Here is a 23,384-nt window from a genome sequence, read left to right as displayed (position 1 = left end):
ACCTTATCTTCCATGACAATGCTTATATTTCTTACCACTGCCACACGGGCAAGGTTCATTACGACCTACTGTTTGTGCTTTGACAAACGGTCTTTTCACTTTTTTCTTCTGTTGATCGCCACCTGAAACAGCTTGGGTATCTTTCACTACTGCTTCTCGTTTTAAGTTTTCACGAATTTGTGCTTTCATTACGTATTTCGCTACTTCTTCATTTATGACATCAATCATCTGTTCAAACATTGCGAAACCTTCCATCTGGTATTCGCGCAGTGGATCATTTTGACCATAGGCTCTCAAATGAATCCCTTGGCGAAGCTGGTCCATTTGATCGATATGGTCCATCCACTTCGTATCAACTGTACGAAGAACGATGACTTTTTCAAATTCACGCATTCTCTCTGACGTAAATTCTTCTTCTTTTTGATCATATTTTTCCTTGATTTTGGCCATGATCAAGTCGGTTACTTCATCTTTTTCTTTACCTTTCAGATCATCTTCGGTAATCCATTCTTCTTCAAGTAGAGTAGCATGGATATACTCGATTAAACCAGTTAGGTTCCAGTCCTCTGGAATATCCTCTGTCATATAGGTATTAACAGCATTTTCCACGGTTGTTTGTATCATTTGTTCAACGATTTCACGTAAATTATCAGAATCAATGACATCAAATCGTTGCTTGTAAATAATTTCACGCTGTTGACGTAATACGTCATCATACGAAAGAATCGTTTTACGTGCATCAAAGTTATTACCCTCTACCCGTTTTTGTGCGGATTCTACTGCACGTGATACCATTTTACTTTCAATCGGCTGAGTATCATCCATCCCAAGTCGTTCCATCATATTTTTCATATTGTCGGATCCGAATCGACGCATTAACTCATCTTCCATTGACAAATAGAATTGTGTTACACCTGGGTCCCCTTGACGACCGGAACGACCACGTAACTGGTTGTCAATACGGCGAGACTCGTGACGCTCTGTACCAATAACAGCAAGTCCACCTAACTCTTTCACACCATCACCTAATTTAATATCGGTACCACGACCTGCCATGTTGGTAGCAATCGTTACGGCGTGTTTCTGACCGGCATTTTCAATAATTTCAGCCTCACGATAGTGATTTTTCGCATTTAACACATTATGTTTTACACCAGCTTTTTTCAACAGTTTAGAAATCAATTCTGACGTTTCAACCGCTACTGTACCAACTAATACTGGTTGACCTTTTTCATAACGTTCTTTTATCTCCTCAACAACCGCTCTAAACTTACCTTCCATCGTTTTGTAAATTAAATCAGCTTTATCTTCACGGATGATCGGCTTGTTCGTCGGAATCGCCACAACATCCATTGCATAAATATTGCGGAATTCTTCTTCTTCTGTTTTCGCGGTACCAGTCATACCAGCAAGCTTCTCATACATACGGAAATAGTTTTGGAATGTAATCGAAGCTAGGGTCATGCTCTCGTTTTGAATTTGTAAGCCTTCTTTTGCTTCAATCGCCTGGTGTAAACCATCACTATAACGACGACCTTTCATTAAACGACCAGTGAATTGATCGACAATCACTACTTGGTCTTCTTCCACAACATAGTCCGTATCACGGTGCATTGCAACATGCGCTTTTAAAGCTTGGTTAATATGATGCATCAATGTGACATGGTTCAAGTCAAAGAGATTCTCAATGTTAAAGAAACGTTCTGCCTTATTCATCCCTTCTTCTGTTAACTGTACACCTTTTGATTTTTCATCATACGTATAATCTTCTTCATTTTTTAATGTGCGAACAAAAGAATTCGCTTGCTGATACATGCTTGCCGATTTTTGCGCCGTACCAGAAATAATGAGGGGAGTACGTGCCTCATCAATTAAAATCGAGTCGACCTCATCGATAATGGCAAAGTGTAATGGGCGTTGTACCATTTGTTCTTTGTATAACACCATATTGTCACGCAAATAGTCGAAACCAAATTCATTATTTGTACCATAGGTGATATCTGCATTATAGGCTTCTCTTTTTTCCTCTTTAGGCATTCCGTTCTGGTTAAATCCGACCGTTAAGCCTAAAAACTGATATAATTCTCCCATTTCTCTGGCATCACGATCAGCTAAGTAGTCGTTGACTGTGATAATATGGACACCTTTACCGGTTATCGCATTTAAATATGCGGGCATCGTGGAAGCGAGCGTTTTCCCTTCCCCTGTCTTCATTTCTGCAATATTGCCATTATGCATCGCTATCGCACCGACTAGTTGTACATAAAATGGTCGCATGCCTAACACACGATTCGCTGCTTCACGAACTACGGCATATGCTTCAACTAGTAGGTCGTCTAAGGATTCACCATTTTGATAGCGTTCCTTGAATTCTTCCGTTTTATTTTTTAAATCATCATCAGATAATAGCTGTATCGATGGCTCTAACGCTTCTATTTCATCTGCAATTTTTTCTAAACTTTTGAGTTGACGTTGGTTACCATCACCGAATACTTTTTTTAATAATCCACGCATTGTAGCCGCTCCTCTTTATCTTAAAATCGATACATGTTTTCTAAAATAAATTTCCATTCTCTATCATAACACTTGGATGATAAAAATTACAATAATCCGCTAAAAGTGCATGTTCAAAAAGTTGCCAATTTAGAAGCAAGAAGGTCGAGGTGGTGAAGTTTCGAGTAGTGGAACGTATGCTTTTATATACGTGAGCACAAAGGAAAGCTTCATAGAACTACATCGCACGTCGGAAAAGTGTTCTTCTTTTCCAAGGAACGGAGAAGCAAGCCAACAAATAGATTCGCCGCTTATCATTTGGTGACTTTTTGAACAACCTCTAAAAGAAAGGAGAAGCAATCGGAGGGGTGATGATTGCTTCTCAATTGAAAGGAAGAGTGGGGGTGATACCTCCCCCATAAAAAGGAGCTACCCTTTTTATAACACAACTCAATCGCAAAGCAAAATGGCTGTTTTTTGATTTTCATAATTTGGAGGTAGTAGAAAACAAGTTTTTTATTTGTATGTTTTCTTGTTTTGATTAATTTATGTTCTTTAAAAAAGCAATTTTGCATTTTTTGGATGAAAAAGAAAAGATTACATTTGAATAGTTTGAATCAACAAAAAAGCCGCTTCGATTCATTCGAAACGGCTTTCTCTTTATGATATCCATTGTAGTTAAGTATAATTAACTTGGTTCGATCAGGCCATATTTGCCGTCACGGCGTTTATATACAACATTGGTATTCCCTGTATCTGAATTTTCGAAAACGAAGAATGCGTGTCCTAACATATCCATTTGTAACACTGCTTCTTCAGAATCCATTGGTTTTAAATCAAAACGCTTCGTTCTAACGATTTCTATTTCATCATCTTCCAATTCTTCTGCTTCTTTTACTTGAACTGCTTCCCTTTCGAGTTCCGCAAATACGTGCTTTGGTGCACCTTGCTGGCGGAATTTACGATTTACTTTTGTTTTATGCTTACGAATTTGCCTTTCTAGTTTGTCAACAACAAGATCGATTGCAGCGTATAAATCAATATGATTTTCTTCTGCTCTCAGTAATAAATTTGTCATTGGAATCGTTACTTCGATTTGTTGCTCATCATTATAGACACTTATATTCACATTTACATCAGAAGTGGGCGGAGTGTCAAAATATCTTTCCAATTTACCTATTTTCCGTTCGACATACTCCTTAATGGCACTTGTCACTTCTACATTTTCTCCTCGGATGTTATATTTCATGAAAGTGTCCTCCTTTCAAACTATCAAGCTATAATAAGCTATATATCTATAATACCACAGTTTGTAAAAATTAAACGAGTAAATTGTGAATAAATTTCATAATATTTTTACAATTTCTTAACGTTCGGCAGGTATGTTCACAAAAAAGGACGACTTGATCCGCAAAAAAATAACCACTGCACCGTTTGCAATGGTTATTTCTTTGAATCTAAAAATCTGCCGTCAAAACTTGCGACATTTTTATATGGATTTAAATATGAATGATTAGAGCGCGATTGTTTTTTTGCATTACGCATGTCTTTTTTTATATGTTGGAATACCTTTGTTAATTCATGATTAAGTTGCTGATCGAGTTCGATCGCTTGTTTACCTAATTCCTGCTCTTCTGAAGAAAAAGGAGGTTTTATGTCTTTTGTTAGTGCTTCACGATCATCGATTAGCTGGGTTATTCTATTAATCGCATTTTCTCGTTGCTCATTATTTAATGGCTTTGCTAACAATTGCAACATAATTTTGGTTTTATCGATATATTTGTTCAGTGAGTCTATCATGAATTAACACCTTGTCCATGCTGTCGAATACGTTCTTGTTTAATCACTTCTTTCCATGTATCTCGGAAATTCTCGATTATTTCTCGGGCCTGTTCCAATTGCTCCAGATCATTTTTGATATTTGCTTGGGTTAACGCATGATATGCAAAATCATATAAAGGCATGATCTCTTTTGCTATAGGAGCATCTTGATCTAACGTTACCATTAATTCACGGATAATATCCTGCGTTTTCTGGATCATTTCATTTTTAGATTGATAATTTTGTGATTCTATGGCCTTCTTTGCCTGTTTGATAAATTTAAGGCAGCCATTGTATAACATCAATGTTAATTCACCTGGTGATGCCGTGTTAACGGAATTGTTTTGATATGCTTGATATTGTTGATAAGCCATAAAACGTACGCTCCTCTATTCATTGTTCCTATATTTTTTCGTCTACGATAAATCCCATTAATTCTGCCATTGATGCATAGACGTCGAGCATTTTCTTAGGCGGAATTTCTTTAACGACTTCCTCTGTATCTCGATCTACAATGGTTACATAATACCGATCTAATTTATCATGTAATTCATACCGAATACTAGTGTTAGATGGTTCTAGAAAGGAATTAAGCCCATCTACCATACTTTGTAATTGGTCTTTATTTAACTCACCGTTCCCGTTTAATAATTGTTGTTTTGTTTGTTCATGGTTATTGGATCGCTCTCTTGCGGATGTGGATAATTCAAGCGTAGATTCAGTCTGTTGCATGAGTGGAGATCCAGTGATCATTTTACCAACTTCCATGACAAATTTCATCTCCTTATGTAATTGTTTCTATTAATATCGGAATCTTCGATAAAAGGTTTAGTGCTTTTGCAATATTCTTAATAAGAAAAGTGCAGAGTACCCGGTATAGAAACGTGGCGACTAGCACGAATTAATTGAGATAAAGAAATCACTGAGAAAAGCGAAGAGATGATGACTTATCGTAAGACAATTCGTGAAGTCGTTTAGTTTCTGGGCGCAGGAAGCTAGACAAATACCCTAATTTTATACTTTCTTACCTTAGCACAAAAGGAACCTAAGTGACCTTCACTTAGATTCCTTTTCCCCATATTAACCTTTGATATCAATGTTACTACCAAGATGTGGTTGCATAGATGACTCCAGCATCTTGATCATATCACTAGATTGAGATTCTGCTTGATCTAGCGCTTTGTCCATCAAGGAAACACTTGCTTGTTGCTTCACTTGAGATTGATTCATCGCAATTGACATTGCTGCTATATCCATATTAGAGCCCCCTTTCAGAAGGTTGCTTTACTATCGCATACTCATTCCACTTAATTGTTGTTGCATATATGCAGCCTGTTGATTTGCCTTTTGCATCGCTTGCTCCATTGCTGTAAATTGACTCCAATACCGCTCCTCTACTTGTGTTAACCTATTTTCAAAACGAGTTATTTGTTCTTCAATTTGGTTTAAATTTCGCCCCAAAGTAAATTGATAGTTAGTGGAAGTTGCTCTTCCTGCTCTTTCCGTAATGCGATCTCTTGCACCATCAATTGTTTCATCTAATCGACGTATAATTCCTTTGTCACCATATTCAGAACCATCTCCGCGAAACAAATTTTCTACTGCTTGTGGATCTGATTCAATTGCTTCCTTTAACTTCGCTTCATTTATTTCTAATTTTCCACCCTGCATATAGTTTGCAGTAGTTGTTATACCAATTTCTGAAAGCTGGTTAATTACACTGCTTCCACCATTATCAACAGGTGAATAGAAATCTCTACGCATTTGGGTTAAAGTATCTCGTAAAATAGCATCATTCTTTAGCAGACCACTTTTTGCTAATTCTGTCCATTCTTCTTGTTGGGTTTCCGATAGGGATTCTTTTTGTTCATCTGTCAATGGATCATAATCTCTGTGATACTGCTCCGTAACTTTCCCATTTAAAGTTTCGATTAGTTCATTATATGATTCAACAAATTCTACAATATTATCATATACTGCCTCTGAATCGTTTGATACATTGACAGTTACTGGTTGATCTGTACCAGTAGCTGATCCGTCAAATGTCTGTTTTAAGTTAAAGGTTACACCGTCAATTTGAAATGTATTACTATGACGTTCCGTATTTAAATCGTTAATAGTAAACTTAGCGTTTTGTCCTTCCGTATAATTCGTTTTTGCGTCTGTAAAACCTAAAGTACTTTTAATAAAATCGCCTGAAACACTAATGTCATCTTCACCAGCAACAAAGTCACCTGTCTCACTTCTTCTTAGAGTCAATTGATCTGAAAATGAATCATACATCATTGATACACCTATATCCGCATTATTCACTTTATTAACGACTTGATTTAGCGATTGATTTCCCGTTACAAAAAATTGTTTATAGGACTCCCCATCTTTGGTATTTGCGCCTACACCAAAGGATGTATAATTTTGCTGATAATCCACAGTTATGTCCTTCTCTGCAGTTGTTGCTGCATCTAACGCAATTGTTCCCGTTGCGACATTTATTTTACCAATTGATACAGACGGATCATTTTCATCTACTAAGGTATATACCTCACCATTTTGAGAACTTAAATCAATTTTATAGTTCGTATTATCATAATTAAAATTAAAATTATCCGCAAAATTATTCCCGTCTGCATCCTCTGTAGCAATAGAAGTTGCACCAATTTTGATTGCTTTTACATCTTCACTTATCGTTTTGGCTACTGTATTTGTATCTGTAACATATTGGGTTCCAACTGTATCACCTTTTTTCAATACACCATCGGCAAAAGTAATGTCACCAGTAGCATAGTCAACATAAAATTCATTTTCTGCTAAATTAGCTAGATCGGTAGACTGTTTAAAACCTTTACCATTCACTTCGACACTCAAAGATGAATCAGTTTTTAAAGTTTCACCTAATGAAACAGTAGTTGTTGCTGCATCAATATCTACTGTCTTATTTTTAATCACGCCTTGATCCCAATTAACAGGGCTAGCTAATTTGCTAGATTCATTGATTAAACTTTTACTCGCATCTATTTTATTTGTAGAATCAGCTGAAATAGCTCCCTCATTCACCCAAGAGGCAGATTTAGCAAGTTGGTCTACTTTTGTTAGCGAAAAGGAAGTTTGGCTTGCAGCACTTGAAGCTGTAGCAGTGACAGCATCCTCATTTGTTGAAGAGACTTGTCTAGCTCGATAATTTGTCGTTAACTTCATTTGTGTAAGTTTTGAACTGAAATCAAGTAGTAAAGTGTTCATTTCACGATACGAGTCGCGCTTCCACTCTAGTTCCTGCTTTTGTTGTTCCATTCGCTGTAACGGCATTCGTTCAGCTTTCATTAAATCTCTAACCATCGAATCGATATCCATACCACTAGCAAAGCCGGTAACACGCATATTATTCATTATCCCACGTCCTTTTTTGATAACCTTTTAATACTATTATCGGATAAAGTAATAATATATTTAATAAATATCAATATATTTTTTAGGACAAGCAAAATAACTGCTTATCATAAGCAGCTATTTATTAAAATTCATATACCTCCATATTTCTTGTAATTGTTGAAGGTTATCTTGACGAATAATTCCTTTTCCGTATCGGACATTATCATACAATGTTTCTAATAGTTCTAATTGCTGATTTTTCTCCGTTAATGCTAATACTTCATGTGCAGTCAGCGATTCACGCCATTTTTCTTGCTTTTTTACATCACGGGCAATACGGCGGTATAGAAATCGCACTTTTTCTTCGTTTGTCAATCGTTCAAATTTCGGCTTCCTTTTCGTTATTTGACGGAAGGCTTCCGTTATTTTTTCCTGATTTTCTTTTCGCCATTTCTTCCAGTCAAAAAGGTTTTCCTTCTCATCCTGATAGTCTGTCGCTGTTTCTGCTACATGTTTCTTTCCGAATACTTGTTGAATCATTCTCCATAATGAAAGGATTGCTCTAATTAGCAATCTGCGGAATTTCTTAAAAAGAATTGCAATAAACAAGAGAATCAAAATTGCTACTAGTACTAATCCCATAATATATGTTAACGCATCCATCAACTCCGCAAACCTAGAAGGCTCCTGTTCTTCTGCAGTTGGAAATGCAGGCATTTCATTAGCTTGTTGGGGCTCCTCGATGATTTCATTATCATTTTCAGACAATGAAGCAAGCCACATAATCGACTGAATGATCGATCGTACACCATGATAAAGCGCTGATTGGACAACTTGGAAATTGGTGATCGCAAATACAACTAACAGAGTAATGATTAAATATACTCGATTTAATTTTATAATTTCTGGAGCCATTTTTTTCTGCTTATCTTTAGCTAGCGACTCTTTATGCAAATGCTCTTGATTGGTGATAAATAACATGATGATGATAAACAAAAAGCCCGGATAACTGATCCAATGTTGGTATCCTTCCAAGGAATCAATATTAATAAAAACAAGGTAACCAACGAAATAGACAGGCATGCTCACTGCCCAAAAGATCCTACTCGGTAAAATATCTTGCCATTCGTTTTCAGCGTGCTGAATTCCCCGATAAGAAATGACTAGACTGAACAGCAGTCCAGGAATAAATGCCCAAATAGTTGGTGATACACTCCAACTGATGATCATAGTGATAACCGCTGCACTAATCAGTACCTTCCCGCGATTATTTAGCCAGCAACGAACAAAATAAGAGACAGTAAATAAAAGAAGTAAAGACAGAAACCAATAGTACAAATCAGGCTCAGCAAAAACAAGAATACCTATGATTAAGAACACCGGGAAGAATCCGATAAACTCAATCACTCCGTGCATAATCGGGGGAATATGTTGTTTTAGTTTAGCTGGCATCGGCCTCTGCCCCCTTTTCTTGCTCTTCACCAATTATAACCAATTCTACTGCATTGCCGAGGCCTTCTAACTGAGCAATCTGCTTTTCCATTTTTTCCGTTCTTCTAATAGCAAAAATAATCATATCTGTCTTGGTTAGCCCTTGGTCAATATCTTCCTGCAAAAAGGCACGAAAATTTCGGCTACGGTCCATCTTCACTTTTGCGATGGCATCTAAAATATATGCTATTTGCTGACCACTGTTCGATGGTGCCACACGTACAGACGGTTTGATCCGATCTGTTGTATTCGTAAATGGTTCGACAAAATAACCATTACAGCCGAAACCGGTAGAAATCCCCTGTTCTATCGCATAGTTCGCTAAAGAAGCTGCATAGGATAATCCTTTCTCCACCATTTCAGGTTGTTCAATCGGCATTCGGATATCTTCGTTCGTATCAAAATTAACGTAGATCATTAGATGATGATCAGCGGTGAAATCCTTCTTATTAATTTGTAATGATTGTGTTCTTGCAGTTGCTTTCCAGTTAATCGAATTGAGTGGATCTCCTTGCTGGTACTCTCTAATCCCTGCTTGTAAAAAAGGGTCCTCGACGATCCATCTTTTTACAGTAATATCTCCTAACCAGCTATGGGATGGTAACGGAATATCTTCCAATGGTACCAGTTTCGGATATACGGTGACCGCTGTACTTGCCTCAAAAGAATCAAAAACTTCACCAAAACCGATACCATCCCCTGTTGTAACCGAAACGGTGTTTAAAGGATAATAGCCCCGTTTCGCTCCGATCAACCGATGTCGGCGTGTTACTTTTTGGTAGGGTAACAAACTGAACAGTGTACGATGGAACATTTCTCCCTGCTGCAGTTGCTCTTTTTTCAATTGGGTAATGAGATAGGGACTCATTTTCGATTCTAAGCGGATCCATGGAATAGGCAGCAGTTTCTTGTTGGCAATTTCATCAACCATTTCGATTGTTTCTCCTTCAAAGACCGCATCCTGCTTAAAAGCACGTTGATATGTTATTCCTTTTAACCCAAACTTACTATACAGCATACCTTGTAAGAAAATAATGATTAGTAGTACTACAATGATCCAGGCTATATTCATTCTCGGATCAGTTCCTTTTCAGACTCTGTAGGAACAGCAACTTGACGTAAAACATCATTTAGTACACTATCGACTTCTCCCTGCTTCACACCAATCCTTTGGGCAAGGACAATACGATGGCCTAAAACAGGCTTTGCCATTTTCTTAATATCATCGGGAATCACATACGTTCTGCCTTGTAATAACGCATATACCTGTACTGCTTTTAACAATGCTTGGCTTCCTCGAGGGCTAACACCCAACGCTACACTGTCATGCTCGCGTGTCTGTTCTACCACATCAATCAAATAACCAAGCACATCTTCACTAATGTCCACTTCACTATATATTTCCTGCATCTTCACAATCTCATCCACATTAACAATCGACTGCAATGCATCTAATGGATTCTCCGCCTTGAATCGCTTAAGAATCTCCAGGCCTTGCTCTCGACTTGGATAACCCATATTGATTTTTAATAAAAAACGGTCTAACTGTGCTTCCGGTAATGGGAAGGTACCTTGACTTTCGATCGGGTTCTGTGTGGCGATAACTAAGAAAGGCTTTGCTAATGTATGTGTATTTCCGTCAATCGTTACCTGTCGCTCTTCCATACTTTCCAGTAAACTGGACTGTGTTCGTGGTGTCGCACGATTAATTTCATCTGCTAATAATATATTGGTAAAAATCGGTCCCGGACGAAATTCGAACTCGCCTTTTTTCTGGCTGTAGAAATGGATACCAGTAATATCAGTTGGCAATAAATCGGGGGTGAATTGAATCCGCTTGAAATCCCCCGCCAATGATTTTGCCAATGATTTTGCCATCAGCGTTTTTCCTGTTCCCGGTACATCCTCCAGAAGAACATGCCCCGAGGAAATCATCGCCACTAATAGCAGGTCAATTGTATCCCCCTGCCCTACTACAACCTGATTGACATTCGCTTTTATTTTGCTCGTTATCTGTTGAATTTCCGTTAATTCCATCAATTAAAAACCCCTTTACAAATATGTGTGCGCTTACAAGATACTATGCTACAGTTATATCATTTCTTCAACTAATAGGCAAAAAATTTCCATTACATTTTCAGAATAATCAAACATTTTAATTTATCCAGATTTTTTATGGTTTTGTATAGTTTTATTGCACTAATTTTGGTAGTCTAATTATAGATAAGATTGGGAAACTATCTTTAATGAACATCGATTTTATGATAGACAGGGGTTTTGAAAAGATGAAAAGGGTTGTTTTAATCGGTGGCGGTTACGGGGGAATGAACGCCTTACACCAATTAATTGATAACGGTATACCGAGTGATGTGCAGGTGACAGTGATTGATCGTAATCCATATCATTCATTAAAAACTGAATTTTATGCGATATCTGCAGGTACGAAATCAGACAAGGAAGTTCGCATTGACTTCCCGATACATGAACAAATCACATACATATTTGGTGAAATTGTAGAGATTAACACAGAAAACGAACAGATTCGCCTGAAAGACAATGAAGTACCTGTCGAATATGACTACTTGTTAATCGGGTTAGGCTGTGAAGATAATTATCACGGTATTCAAGGTGCAATGGAATATACCGAAAGTGTCCAAACAATCGCGAAAGCACGTCAGGCAAGCATAAAAGTTAATAATTTGCCTGCATATAGTCAAGTATCTGTTGTTGGTGCCGGTTTAAGTGGGATTGAGGTTGCATCTGAAATTAGAGAAAGTAGACCAGATTTGAATATTCGCTTATTAGATCGCGGTTCATCTGTCTTGTCCGCATTCGATGAAAAAATCCAAACCTATGTAGAAGATTGGTTCCGCAAAAACGAAGTAAAAATCTTACATCACAGTAATGTAGAATTAGTTGCAGAAGGTATCTTCTATAATAATGGTGAAGGTATCGAAAGTGATGTCATCATTTGGACAGCAGGGGTGCGACCTCATTATTTGGTACGCAGCCTCCCTTTCGAAAAGGATCGTCATGAAAAAATTATCGTCAATGAATTTTATCAAGTCCCTTCCAGTCCTAATGTCTATGTTGTTGGTGACTGTGTTGTATCTGATTATTCTCCAAGTGCCCAGCTTGCAGGGATTCAAGGGGAACAAATCGGTGATATTCTTTCGAATGTATTAACAGGCAATGAACCACGTAAACCTCGAGAAATTAAGCTAAAAGGGCAGCTCGGTTCGCTCGGTAAATCAGACGGGTTCGGAAATATGTACCGTCAACCAGTAACAGGACTTTTACCACGCTTGGCAAAATCCGGTGTTCTTTGGTTGAATAAACGACATTAAAGGAAATGCAGACATGTTGAATAGCATGTCTGTTTTTTATCAGCTATCGTTCTTTCTGAAGAACAAAAAATATCTAAAATTCTAAAATTCATTGATTTTCAAAGGATTTTAAAGCATTTGTTCTTTATAACGATCAAAAAGGCGGATTTTCCCCTTTTTTCGGACTTTTAAAAAAGTATATCTAGATGTACAATGCAATTGTAGTTCTTAATAAAGAACAAAATATAAGGGAGGATTTATTTATGTCTTTAAAAAAGAAATTAGGTATGGGCGTAGCGTCAGCGGCACTTGGTTTAGCGTTAGTGGGAGGAGGTACATATGCGTATTTTAATGATACTGAAGTTACGAACAATACATTCGCAGCTGGTACATTAGATTTATCAGTAGATCCTACTACTATTATCGATGTAGACAATTTAAAGCCCGGTGATTGGATGAACCGTTCTTTTGAGCTTATTAATGATGGTTCATTAAATATTTCAGAGGTAATTCTTGACACAGATTATACAGTAACGGATGCGAATGGAAACAATGTAGAGGATTTCGGTGATCACATTCGTGTTAATTTCTTCTGGAATGCTGATAAAACTACTTTAGGTCCGGTATCTCCTGACCAGATTGTATTCTTTACGACTCTTTCCGAACTAAAAGATATGTCCCCTGATACGGTAGCAAATAATGTCTTTGTACCATGGCTTGAAGAAAGAGGTGGACTAGAAGCTGGTGATAGTGACACGCTTTACGTTCAATTCGAATTTGTTGATAATGGCGAGGACCAAAACGAATTCCAAGGGGACTCTTTAGAACTTGAATGGACATTCACTGCTAACCAAGAAGCAGGCGAAGCTAGATAATTTTCATGGAAAGGTGAGACAACCTCACCTTTCCAACCTTTTTTATTTATTACCGTGAATGTATAACCAGTTTGTATGTTCGCGAAAATAAATAAATTTTTCAAGATGGAGGAATGGCTATGAGAAGTAAACGAATCATAAAGTATCGAAACAAATATAAAAAGGGAATCATAGCGGTGCAAATATTAATCATTTTATATGCCGCCTTGTTTTCTATATCTCAACTGACCTCCAATACTAGTGCTTTTTTTAATCATTCGAGTGCAGTAAATTTTTCGATACCGGCTGGATCATGGTGGGACGGAAGTGATTTGCTTTTTACTGGAAAAGGAAATCAAAATCTCAATGATGCCTGTCCTCCAGTAGAATTTTCAGTAGAAATTAAAAACAATGGTTACAGCATGATCGGCCCGACCAACTATGAAATCTTTTATGTCGAGAACGGCAATCCCAAAAATGGTGAAAAAATATCAGAAGGTACGTTAGAAGCTATGCAAGCTGGCGAAATTACCACGATATCTTATCAAACTGAAGAAGAGGGATTTTACGTAGTAAAAGCTTATCAGCATCCTGATTATGAAGGGGAAGCAGAAAAAGTTATTTGGAGCGAAAAGATAAAAGTGAAATGTCCGGAGAAAGATAAAAAGAACGAGAAAGAAAAACAAGCTGATCAGGTTGAATCATTAGAGAGTGAAGATCTAGAAAAAGAATCTAATGAAGAAGATTTAGTAGAGCAATCGGACGAAGCAACCGAAGAGCAACCAGAAAAAGATAGTAAAGAAGATAGTACAGAACAGCCATCATCCAAAGAAACAGAAGAAAAAACAGATAAATCGTCAGAACAAACGGATAACAAAAAGGAAACAACGGAACCTGAACCTAAAGAGAAACAAGCAAGTTCAAGCGAAGCTAGTAAAGAAACAGCTGACAAACCGAAGCAAGCAGTAACTAACAAAATAGCAAAAGAAAAACCTGTTGATGCTGAAGAACAGGAAAATTCTCAAGTTGAAAAAGAAGGTGAACAAGAATGAAAAAAAGCATATGGAAACCAATAAGACGCACGATTAGTTTTCTTATTACCACAGTACTTTTTTTAACATTAGTATTTACCGTATTTATCACGATCTCATCAAAAGCCTCAGGTGGAGAACCTGAAATCATGGGATACCAGCTTAAAGCTGTGTTATCAGGATCCATGGAACCTGACATTCAAACGGGATCGATCATCGCCGTAAAACCAGGTGGCGATATGACAAGGTTTAATGAAGGAGATGTCATTACCTTCATTAACGAGGATGAAAATTTGATCACCCACCGTGTTGTCGATGTCACTCAAAGCGGTGAGCATATCATGTATGAAACAAAAGGCGATAACAATAATGCGCCTGATCCGACCCCAGTTCTGTCTGATAATGTTGTGGCCGAATATGAAGGGTTCACCATCCCTTATTTAGGATATGTCGTCAATTTCGCTCATTCACAAGCGGGCAGTGCCATTTTATTAATCGTACCTGGTATTTTATTGTTAGGTTACGCAGCATTTACCATTTGGCAGGCGATATCTCAATTAGATGTCAAACAATCATCTGAGACAAAAGTTAAAGAAACGATCGAACAGAAGTAATATTTTATAAACACTCAGAAAAATTAATGCTATATGTCCCTTTCATATAGCTTCCTTAAAAAGGCGGGTGAATTCAATTGAGCAAACCGAAAATAATTTTCAGTGCAATTCTACTGTTTTTCCTTTTATTTGTTCCGATTCTACAGGCGACTACTAACACGAATATTATCGATCTAGACGGTACATTTAGTGAAAATGGTAATTTGTTTAATCTAGATAATCTAAAACCTGGTGATTGGGCTGAGCGTGAAATCACGATAAGTAATCAGACAGATCACGATATTATCTATGATATTGATGTTCGTTATATAGAAGGGTCTGAACTCTTCTTTAATCAATTATCATTAGAAATCATGCAAGGTGATCAAGTCTTATTTAATGATAAATTAGCCAACTTTTCATTACTTACTGAACTGCCTTTACGAACAAATAGCGAAGAAAAGCTAGATTTCACGCTAACCTTTCCGCCTGAATCAGGAAATGAATATCAAGGATTAACGACGACCGCGGAAATTATTATAACAGCTTTCGATGACACTGAGACCGAAACATCTAGCTTTCCGATCGCTACTGATAGTCAACCAACGAGTGGTTCATCACTTCCAAGCACTGCAACGGTTATGTTTAACATCCTATTGATTGGTGGGGTTCTATTACTGGTAGGATCGCTTATCCTGCTTTATCTTAAAAGGAATAAATTTGCTGAAGAATAGGTTCTATCACCTATTCTTTTTTTCGCGTTAAGAAAAGTGCTAGGTAGTTATCCTAAGAAATCTGTAATTAGTATAGAAAATAAATAGATAATGTTGTAAAATGATAGGTACATTGTAACAGCTATGCATAGTAGACTTTATGATCAATAGTAATGATGTCATTTGTTATGTTCGAGGAGGATGGATGGATGTCTATTGCAAAAATCAATGATTTAATTGTTAACGAGAAATTTGAGCACCATTTCCAAGCGCTCTATGACTTGAATACTTTAACTCCTATTGGATATGAAGCATTATTGAGAACTGATTTATTTACGAATCCCGAAATTCTCTTCGAAAAAGCAAGTCATACCAATCGTTTTTTCGAGTTAGAAATGCGTTCGATAAAAAAAGCGCTTCATTCATTTGATACGATTAATCGGTGTACATATAACAACAAAAATATTCTGATCAATGTTTTTCCTACTAACCTAGCAGACCCTGATTTTTTAGGGAAATTAAATAAAATATTAGGAGAAACAACTTTAGCAGCGAATCAAGTTATGATTGAAATTAATGAATCGGAAATCATTCAAAATGTAGACTATTTCAGCACGACGGTCCATGAATTACAGGAAGAAGGCTATTTAATTGCTATAGACGATGTCGGGAAAGGGGTTTCCTCCCTGCAGGCCATCGTCGAATTACAACCTGACTTTGTTAAAATGGATCAATATTTTGCCAAGCACCTAGCCAGGTCGAGTCGAAAACAGGAAACCGTTCTTCTCTTTTTCAGACTGCTTTTCATCCTCTTTTTTTGGAACACTAGTACTAGAATTGTGCCTTGACGATGAGTTTTCCGTTTCCACTTTTGTATTTTTGGCTGCTTCCTCTTTATCTGGGGAAGGTGATGACTTATCACGTTCTGATTTTTTCCTTTCGCTTGCCTTTTCAGCTTCTTTTTCAGCGATTTGACGAAGTTCTTTTACCGACTTATTTTGCACATCTTTAATATCAACTTCCACTTCGTCATTACTCATTTCTTGGTACATTCGATAAGAATTGACGGAAAGGTCCACCTCTTTTGCCTTTTTATAATAATCTTCATTTTCAACATAAACTTCCATTTCTGCTTCAACATGATTCTCCCCAAGAGAATGATTAAATATTTCTTCCACTGAACGTAAATCTTTTGATATGGAATGGTCCTGCAACTCAATCCACGTCGCGGTAATGATGGCAGGTGTATCAGCGGATAAATATTTATCATTTTTTAGTCGAACAACGATCTCATTAATCACCTTGTCAATATCTTGACCTTTCACGTCCAAGTCTTTAATGACACGGTTTGCGTCTTCATTTAATCCCGTTATCTCTATCACATCTAGATCTTCGTCCAGTGATAATTCCATACTTGGATTAATATCCACCGCAAGCAGATAAGCTGGTTGTTGCGGTTGAAAAAGAGAAACATTCATAATCGCAAATAGTAAGATTGCAGCTAGTGCTACTAATGGTAATACTTGCTTTCTATTTCCTAACAGTAAAGGGGATTTCTTTACTCGATATGTCACATACTCACCAATAGCTGGAATGTCATGTTGATCATGAGGAACATTACGAAATGTACCATCATCACACATTAGAACAACCTGATTTTCTTGAACCTCCATGACAACACCTTTGATTTTTTGCTTCACTTTTTCTCCCCCCTTACCTTATTACGTAAAAACGTCTGTAAATTTTTCCATTCAGGATGTAGTAAAATAATAATAATGGCGATAATATACTTTCGGTACTTTTCGATTGTTTTGACACGGTAATTGGCTACCTTTAAAAATTCCTTCATCGGAAATTGTTTTCGGTTAAATAATTGTTCGACAAGTGTATCTCTCTGAATAAATTCTTCTGCAATATTCAGTACTTTCTTTCGTGTTCGCTTCTGTTTTGGACTATGTGCTTCTAATTCTTCAAAACGTATGTAAAATTGTGACAACTGATCATCTAAATCAATAATTTCAGCAGCTATATTGTTTATTCGTTGATCTTGATGATACTGTTTTACCGACTCTTTTACATGGTTTGCTTCTAAAAGCTTATCCCCTTTTTTCATCAAGTTTTGGTAATGATTTTCTCTTCTGAAAAAATCAACCAATTCTCGATGAATGATTAAATAGACATAGTTTAGAAATGTTCTACCTTTTTGAGGATCATAGGTGTCAATGGCACGATTAAAGGCAATTAAGGCAATACTCGCCTCGTCATCATTCCATGTTTTAAATTTGTTACATACTTTTCCAACCACACTCAATATATATGGTTGGTAATATTGAATCAACTGTTCTCGACGTAACTCATTGCCTTTCTGTATCTCATTGATGATATGCTCGATGTCTTCTTGCTTCATCTGCTCCTCTCCCTTATCACTACTAAAAAAAGAAAGCTTTACCCTTCAACAGTCTTAAAATATGTAGAAAGATAAAGCATTTCTATATTTAATGTAAGCTATAAATAGCGACGGGTAAAGATATTTTCGAGAATTTTGTCGGAATTTGTTTTATTTTGCAACAACTATTGAATTCTTCGCCCACTTATTGATGATTCGGTTTACCATTTTCCTTTTCTTGCTTTTGACGATTTTCTTGGGCTTTTTTAGCTTGCTTTTTTTCGGCTTCTTCTTCAGCTTTCTCTTGCTCTTCTTGAGCCTTTTCTTCTGCTTTTTTCCGCTTTTCTTGAGCTTTTTCTTTTGCTTTATTAGCTTTCTCTTCTGCTTTTTCTATTTTTTCTTGCGCTTTTCGCTCAGCTTTCTTTGCTTTTTCAGCAGCCTTTTGTAGTTTCTTTTCAGCCTTTTCTTCTGCCTTTTGTTGTTTCTTTTCAGCTTTGTTCTGTTTTTGTTCAGCTTTCACAACAGCTTCCGCTTCTTTATCATTTTCTTCCTCAACTTGTTCTGCAGCCTCTTCTTCACGTTCCTCTTGTAATTCTCTTTCTTCTTCTTCTTTTTCTTGCTCTTGTTCATCTTCGTCTTCGTCTGATACAGCTTTTTCCGCTTTCGCTCTTAGATAGTTTTCTTCTGCACGCTTTTGATTTTCAAGCGCTTTTGCGATACCTGCTTTTGCTTGTTCTGGTAAATCTTCACGCTCTAATAAAGCTTGAAGTTTGATTGTACGTTGTTTGGCACTTTCTCTTAATTCTTCTTCTGATTTATCTTGATCCTCCGCACTTTCTTCTTGATTTTCTTCATCGGAGTCTTCTCCTTGCTCATTTTCATCATTATCGTCACTTTCAGGTAATTCTACTCTTTCTACTTCGTCATCCTCTTCATTTGCTTCTTCTTCTGATGCTTCCTGCTCTTCCTCTGATTCTTCTAATTCACTTTCTAAACGCTCCAAATATTCCTCATATTGTTCAATTAACTGTTCTGCTTCCTCGAGATTACCTTCTTCAATAGTTGCTTCTATTTCACTTAAGCGATCATTAGCGAACTCATCTAATAATAACGCTCTCTCCATTTGATCCTCTGTTAGTGCAAGCTCTGTTTCCTCAATTAAAATCGATGTATCATATAATTCCTCATCAGGAGTTACCGTTTCCTCTGCTTCATTTGCAAACGCCGTATTTCCTACAAAAAATACACTAATAGTTGCTAGTGATAACCATGTTTTTAATTTCATATCTGCTATTCCCTCCATTTAAAATATAGTAATGACTTCATTGAATGCATTAATTTGATTCTTGCTTTCCTGATAATGTTGTTCAGGTGTCATATAAGTAAAAATTAATTGGTGTTCCGAACCTTGGTAAAAGTAAACATCCCCACGAATATTTTCTTTTCGGTTCGTAAGCAGTGCTATGTAATTCTCATCGTCTTCTATTAATTCTACTTTTTTAGAAAATGATGCTAGTACATCCTTTTTCAAGATATCAATCGTTTGTTCTTTGCTTACGATCGAGACTATTAATCTGGTTGTCCCATTAGAAAATACCACGTTTTGCTCTTGTTCAGCAGTTGCCTCTTCATCAACTGACCAACCATCTATTTCTTCTATTTGGAAAACGTCATTTTCATACAACACTGCTTCTGTTTCTGCTTGTCCAGAATTGCCATCATCATTTCTAGCATCCTCGCCTTGACCACAAGCACATAACAAGAACAAACAGGTGATCATCATTGCTTGTTTCAACGTCTCACCTCCATCTTCTTTTTTCTCTCTTGGCAGCTGGTTTCTCCCTTTTCTACTACCTATACGAAAGAAGCTAATCAAAACAGGGGGGGAAACTGAATTTTTTAAAACTAATTAACATTATATCTATTATTTTTTATAGAACATTAACACTTTTTACAATGGATGGTGCTACACTAGACTTGTAAAATAATAGATTGGAGGAATGGATGAAATGAAGAAGTTTGTTTCTGTTGTTACGTTGTTGGTGATTGTTATGTTAGTTGCCTCCCCTTCCCTTGCCGCTAGTGTCCATCTTGACCCGAAAGAAGTAAAGTACGATGACTATGTTGCAGAACTTGTCCAAAAACAACCTGGCATAACTACTGAAGAAGTGAAAGAAGCTATTGCTTTAGCTGCAGAAGAAACCCAAAAATCAGAAATGGTTATTGCCAAACAAGCTTTAAATGAACTAAACCAAGCGATCAAACAGGAAAATTCTGAAAAAGATACCTCCTTTTCCGTTATGGGCGGTAGTTCCGGTGCCTATAAATTAGAACCTGCTAGAAACAAAGGGGACTTATTCTATACTCCTTCCTCAACGTTAGGTATCCAGCACGGACATAATGGAATCTATCACACTACTACTAATATCGTAGAATCAATCCCTGACACAGGTGTTAGAAAAATAAAATACAATGCCAGAAACGTCGAAAAAGATGCTGTTATGCAATCTGTCCAATCCTCGCAAACAAATCGGGATAAAGCTGCTGACTGGGCTAATTCTCGAGTAGGAGTAGATGCATATTCCTATAACTTTGCGACAAACCGACATACAAGTAAATATGGAGATAAAAATTGTTCAAAATTAATATGGAGTGCTTATATGTTAGAGGCAAACATTGACTTAGACAAAAATCAAGGCTTCGGTGTCTATCCTACAGACATTCGAGATAGCTCTTATACTGTTACGTATAACACCATTCAATAAGCTTAGGAGAGTCTATGAAAAAATTTCTACACTATGTCATTTTACTAGTATCGATCGTTTTAATAGGCGGATGTGGAAATACACAATATGAAAGTATTCATGAATCAATCGGTCTATTATATTTTTCTACCTCTATAGATAAAAGTAATGGAAAAGGTAGTCTCTATACAATCGATTCATCCGGTAATGTTTCCAATGTATTAGAAACAGAAGGCTTGGAGTTAGGAGAAATATATCATCAAAATGATACCGTGATCGTCAATGATGTATCACACAGTTATCTGATCGATGAAGATATCAGTGAAGAAACGCGAGAACATAAAGAATATACCGCGATTTTCGCTGAATATATGGATGATGAAGAACGGGTCGAATTATACAACAGTGGTTATGATGAAAATGGAACTTATCATTCTCATCTGTATTGGCAACATGACGGCACAATGCAGTATCAAGATCTACCCTATTTTGTTACAACAGCAGGTATCTATGAAGATTCGCTTTATATTTTAGAAGAAAAAGAAACGGATGAACACATGGTCCTGCATGAAATTGTGTTGGATGAGACTGCAGTAGACAATCCATTGCTATCATTAGATTATCAAACCGACGAACTTGTCCCCTTAACTGATATGATCGTTACGGAAGAATACATTTATTGTATCGTTGATGTCCAACAGGAATATTCCGTCTTGATGATCGATAAAGATACTGGTGAAGTCAATGAAAATAACTTTTTATCATTCGATTCCAATGAAAACATGTCAACCTATTTACCTCATTCCGTCTACAATAGTATTCACTGGTCAGATAACCAATTATTTTTCTTAGATGGACAAGGTAGCTTGTATCAATTTAACAAAAACGGAGAACTCGAAACTACGTATGATGTACCGGAAACAAGTGATGAGAGCCTATATATTTTTCCATCTTGGTCTGGTAATGATTTGTACGTATTTGAAACGACTGTGAATTCTTCGGTAAAAAAGATAAACTTGAAGGAGATGGAGATGGAGGATGAACTAGAATTAAAGGAAGGTTCATTTTCTGAGATTAGTGAACAGTTTTTGTATGATTTTGAAGTGATCAATGGGTTTTAAGCAAGGGGTAAGTCCCCTTGCTTTTTTATATGAAAATCCACATTTATATTAGTGTATCTTCCTCTTACAAGCTTTTTAACTTGTACATATTATATTGATATGTAACGGAAAGGAGGAAAGCGATTGGCAAAGCAATCAAAACCGATGACAGCGAATTTAGCAAAGCAATTACTTTCCGATAGTAAAGTTTATTTAACGCCTGAGGGTAAGAGGATATTGAATAGTATGGTAAAAAAATAATCTTTTACAACAAGTGTTCACGTTCTAGTGCGCACTTGTTGTTGTCATTATTTCCAATTGGTTCAATAAAAACCCTGTTATCTATTTAATATTTGTTTATTTCATCTAAAAGTTTCCTGATAGTTTTTATTTCTTACCTTGTAAACATAATAATAGTGGCTAGATTATTTATTTTGAAATAATTCGACTATTTCACTATATGCTTTAGGAATTTCTGTATTTCCAACTTCTTTTCTTGTAACATTAAAATGCTTTGGACCATGATATTTTTCATTTACTTCGTATCCTTGCACTTTCATTTTATAGGCTAAAGATTCATAAATTTTTTCAGGATCTTCACAAAATTCTTCATATTTTACAACTAATTTTTTATTTTTTGGTACTTTTGCTAGTCCCTTTTCTACAGCTCTATTTATACAATAAATTTGACCGGCTGTTTGCTTAACTGGATCGTTAATTTTTTTCAATTCATAATATTCAGGAATTTTAAAAGAGTACCACAATTCTCTTGAACCTAGTTGACGTTCTCTAGCTTTAAGTGCTGATTCAATATTTGTATATGGATCTCTTTTAATATAAATAAAAATTGCTTTTTCAAATAATTCATTAAGGAATTCAATATTATAATTACAAATCATTGCTTTTAATGCAAAAGGCTTTTCAAATACATTGGAAATACCATATAATTCATTTTTAAAGGCATCTATATCTACCTGATCGAATAGGATATCATCAGGTAAATAATCAATATCTTTGAAAGGTAAAAATCTTCTCCAAAAATACCAGAATTCATTTGGGGATATTGCTCCTTTTGTTTTCCCATTTTCAGATACAAAATCAATACTAGACTGAAAATCTAAAATTTCATTTCTGAAATTAAACTTTGGATCCGTAAGCAATCTTTGAATCTTTGCTCCAATTATTGGGGCACCATAAAATCTTGAAAGGAGATTAGATGGATAAGAAAACTGTTTAGTGCTAGCTAGCCACTGTAACATTAATGTACTACCTGATCGCAATGGCCCAACTACAAATATGATAGGGTACTTCGTAGCCACATCAGATAGCAATCTTTCTTCAGAACTTCTTAAATCAGAGTTAACTTCATTCAGTAAATCTTCTAAATCCATATTTTTCTCAAATTGTATTTCTCTGATTTCATCAGAAGTTGACATGGATTTCACTCCTTATTATTTTGTTATTTC

At 36.4% G+C, this 23,384-nt stretch carries 23 protein-coding genes; 8 read left to right on the top strand and 15 right to left on the bottom strand.

Annotated features, from left to right (window positions below; translation table 11 throughout):
* Positions 1-3: 3 nt before the first annotated feature.
* From secA to GH715_RS12690, 10 genes are all read right to left on the bottom strand, one after another.
* Complete coding sequence (secA, locus tag GH715_RS12735) at positions 4-2,514, bottom strand: preprotein translocase subunit SecA (protein WP_153835673.1); 2,511 nt, start codon at positions 2,512-2,514, stop codon at positions 4-6.
* A 667-nt stretch (positions 2,515-3,181) separates the two neighbouring features.
* The gene (gene hpf / locus GH715_RS12730; RefSeq protein WP_018930994.1) at positions 3,182-3,742 is read right to left on the bottom strand and encodes a ribosome hibernation-promoting factor, HPF/YfiA family; all 561 of its coding nucleotides are present in this window, start codon (positions 3,740-3,742) and stop codon (positions 3,182-3,184) included.
* Between the two features lie 194 nt (positions 3,743-3,936).
* Complete coding sequence (fliT, locus tag GH715_RS12725) at positions 3,937-4,293, bottom strand: flagellar protein FliT (RefSeq protein ID WP_153835672.1); 357 nt, start codon at positions 4,291-4,293, stop codon at positions 3,937-3,939.
* Positions 4,290-4,688 carry a flagellar export chaperone FliS gene (gene fliS, locus GH715_RS12720; protein WP_153835671.1) on the bottom strand — a complete coding sequence of 133 codons (399 nt, stop codon included), beginning with the start codon at positions 4,686-4,688 and terminating at the stop codon, positions 4,290-4,292. The genes fliT and fliS overlap by 4 nt, the downstream gene beginning before the upstream one ends.
* A gap of 28 nt (positions 4,689-4,716) precedes the next feature.
* Positions 4,717-5,082, bottom strand: a complete 366-nt coding sequence (gene flaG / locus GH715_RS12715; protein ID WP_153835670.1) for a flagellar protein FlaG — start codon at positions 5,080-5,082, stop codon at positions 4,717-4,719.
* Between the two features lie 312 nt (positions 5,083-5,394).
* On the bottom strand, positions 5,395-5,571 hold the full coding sequence (locus tag GH715_RS12710) for a YjfB family protein (RefSeq protein ID WP_018930998.1): 177 nt from the start codon (positions 5,569-5,571) through the stop codon (positions 5,395-5,397).
* Positions 5,572-5,601: 30 nt separating this feature from the next.
* On the bottom strand, positions 5,602-7,698 hold the full coding sequence (gene fliD / locus GH715_RS12705; protein WP_228760307.1) for a flagellar filament capping protein FliD: 2,097 nt from the start codon (positions 7,696-7,698) through the stop codon (positions 5,602-5,604).
* 117 nt (positions 7,699-7,815) lie between these two features.
* Positions 7,816-9,132 (bottom strand): DUF4129 domain-containing protein, encoded by a 1,317-nt coding sequence (locus GH715_RS12700; protein WP_153835669.1) that lies wholly within the window; start codon positions 9,130-9,132, stop codon positions 7,816-7,818.
* A complete protein-coding gene (locus GH715_RS12695; RefSeq protein WP_153835668.1) occupies positions 9,122-10,243 on the bottom strand; it encodes a DUF58 domain-containing protein in 1,122 nt (373 codons plus the stop codon). The genes GH715_RS12700 and GH715_RS12695 overlap by 11 nt, the downstream gene beginning before the upstream one ends.
* A complete protein-coding gene (locus GH715_RS12690) occupies positions 10,240-11,208 on the bottom strand; it encodes an AAA family ATPase (RefSeq protein ID WP_153835667.1) in 969 nt (322 codons plus the stop codon). Before GH715_RS12690 ends, GH715_RS12695 begins: the two co-directional genes overlap by 4 nt.
* A gap of 248 nt (positions 11,209-11,456) precedes the next feature.
* Here GH715_RS12690 and GH715_RS12685 point away from each other — a divergent pair, with 248 nt between their 5' ends.
* From GH715_RS12685 to GH715_RS12660, 6 genes are all read left to right on the top strand, one after another.
* Positions 11,457-12,518, top strand: coding sequence for an NAD(P)/FAD-dependent oxidoreductase (locus tag GH715_RS12685; RefSeq protein ID WP_153835666.1), 1,062 nt, complete (start codon positions 11,457-11,459; stop codon positions 12,516-12,518).
* Between the two features lie 242 nt (positions 12,519-12,760).
* A complete protein-coding gene (locus tag GH715_RS12680; protein ID WP_018931004.1) occupies positions 12,761-13,372 on the top strand; it encodes a CalY family protein in 612 nt (203 codons plus the stop codon).
* A gap of 119 nt (positions 13,373-13,491) precedes the next feature.
* Positions 13,492-14,403, top strand: coding sequence for an amyloid fiber anchoring/assembly protein TapA (gene tapA / locus GH715_RS12675; RefSeq protein ID WP_163578636.1), 912 nt, complete (start codon positions 13,492-13,494; stop codon positions 14,401-14,403).
* Positions 14,400-14,996, top strand: a complete 597-nt coding sequence (sipW, locus tag GH715_RS12670) for a signal peptidase I SipW (protein WP_153835664.1) — start codon at positions 14,400-14,402, stop codon at positions 14,994-14,996. Before tapA ends, sipW begins: the two co-directional genes overlap by 4 nt.
* Before the next feature lie 77 nt (positions 14,997-15,073).
* The gene (locus GH715_RS12665; RefSeq protein ID WP_153835663.1) at positions 15,074-15,709 is read left to right on the top strand and encodes an LPXTG cell wall anchor domain-containing protein; all 636 of its coding nucleotides are present in this window, start codon (positions 15,074-15,076) and stop codon (positions 15,707-15,709) included.
* A gap of 188 nt (positions 15,710-15,897) precedes the next feature.
* Positions 15,898-16,536, top strand: a complete 639-nt coding sequence (locus GH715_RS12660) for an EAL domain-containing protein (protein ID WP_163578635.1) — start codon at positions 15,898-15,900, stop codon at positions 16,534-16,536.
* On the opposite strand, the gene GH715_RS12655 is transcribed toward GH715_RS12660, so the two are convergent.
* The 4 genes from GH715_RS12655 to GH715_RS12640 all read right to left on the bottom strand — a co-directional run bounded on the left by GH715_RS12655 (position 16,438) and on the right by GH715_RS12640 (position 19,869).
* Positions 16,438-17,388: an anti-sigma-I factor RsgI family protein gene (locus GH715_RS12655; protein ID WP_153835661.1), complete on the bottom strand. Its 951-nt coding sequence runs from the start codon at positions 17,386-17,388 to the stop codon at positions 16,438-16,440. The genes GH715_RS12660 and GH715_RS12655 overlap by 99 nt on opposite strands.
* Complete coding sequence (gene sigI, locus GH715_RS12650; RefSeq protein ID WP_153835660.1) at positions 17,385-18,095, bottom strand: RNA polymerase sigma-I factor; 711 nt, start codon at positions 18,093-18,095, stop codon at positions 17,385-17,387. Before sigI ends, GH715_RS12655 begins: the two co-directional genes overlap by 4 nt.
* A gap of 184 nt (positions 18,096-18,279) precedes the next feature.
* The gene (locus tag GH715_RS12645) at positions 18,280-19,359 is read right to left on the bottom strand and encodes a DUF5667 domain-containing protein (RefSeq protein ID WP_153835659.1); all 1,080 of its coding nucleotides are present in this window, start codon (positions 19,357-19,359) and stop codon (positions 18,280-18,282) included.
* Between the two features lie 18 nt (positions 19,360-19,377).
* Positions 19,378-19,869 carry a hypothetical protein gene (locus tag GH715_RS12640; RefSeq protein ID WP_153835658.1) on the bottom strand — a complete coding sequence of 164 codons (492 nt, stop codon included), beginning with the start codon at positions 19,867-19,869 and terminating at the stop codon, positions 19,378-19,380.
* A gap of 214 nt (positions 19,870-20,083) precedes the next feature.
* On the opposite strand from GH715_RS12640, the gene GH715_RS12635 reads away from it, so the two are divergent.
* Both GH715_RS12635 and GH715_RS12630 read left to right on the top strand, forming a co-directional pair.
* A complete protein-coding gene (locus GH715_RS12635; RefSeq protein ID WP_153835657.1) occupies positions 20,084-20,839 on the top strand; it encodes a hypothetical protein in 756 nt (251 codons plus the stop codon).
* A 14-nt stretch (positions 20,840-20,853) separates the two neighbouring features.
* Positions 20,854-21,939: a hypothetical protein gene (locus tag GH715_RS12630; RefSeq protein WP_153835656.1), complete on the top strand. Its 1,086-nt coding sequence runs from the start codon at positions 20,854-20,856 to the stop codon at positions 21,937-21,939.
* A gap of 404 nt (positions 21,940-22,343) precedes the next feature.
* Here the strand turns inward: GH715_RS12630 and GH715_RS12625 are convergent, their stop codons facing one another.
* Positions 22,344-23,354: a sulfotransferase gene (locus tag GH715_RS12625; RefSeq protein WP_153835655.1), complete on the bottom strand. Its 1,011-nt coding sequence runs from the start codon at positions 23,352-23,354 to the stop codon at positions 22,344-22,346.
* Positions 23,355-23,384: the final 30 nt, after the last annotated feature.

The sequence above is a fragment of the Gracilibacillus thailandensis genome (genome assembly GCF_010994055.1).
GTDB classification, from domain to species: domain Bacteria; phylum Bacillota; class Bacilli; order Bacillales; family Amphibacillaceae; genus Gracilibacillus; species Gracilibacillus lacisalsi.
Note: the sequence above shows the minus strand (reverse complement) of the source record. Positions and strands in the feature narration are given on the sequence as shown.